This is a genomic window from Methylobacillus sp. MM3, from assembly GCF_001645185.1.
Classification (GTDB): domain Bacteria; phylum Pseudomonadota; class Gammaproteobacteria; order Burkholderiales; family Methylophilaceae; genus MM2.
The window spans coordinates 1-413 of sequence record NZ_LXTQ01000026.1; the positions used below are offsets into that span (position 1 = coordinate 1).

The window sequence follows — 413 nt, forward strand, 5'->3', positions numbered from 1 at the left end:
GTTTACCCCTACCGAAGCCGGGGCCGTTGCTGCTTTCTATGCGCTGTTTGTCGCCACAGTTATTTACCGTGAAATGACCTTCGCCACACTTTGGCATGTACTCATTGGCGCGGCGAAAACCACCTCAGTGGTTATGTTTCTGGTGGCCTCGGCACAAGTTTCCGCCTGGCTGATTACCATTGCTGAACTGCCGATGATGGTTTCTGATTTACTGCAACCGTTGGTCGATTCACCGCGTCTGCTGTTTATCGTCATTATGGTGGCTATCCTGATTGTCGGCATGGTCATGGATTTAACGCCGACGGTATTAATTCTTACCCCGGTATTAATGCCTTTAGTTAAAGAGGCAGGAATCGATCCGATTTATTTCGGTGTCATGTTTATCATTAACTGCTCAATCGGCTTAATTACAC

Annotated in this window: 1 protein-coding gene; it reads left to right on the forward strand. The window is 47.7% G+C overall.

Features of this window, described 5'->3' with window-relative positions:
* On the forward strand, window positions 1-413 hold a 413-nt coding region (locus tag A7976_RS08745), incomplete at both ends, for a TRAP transporter large permease subunit (RefSeq protein WP_131801011.1).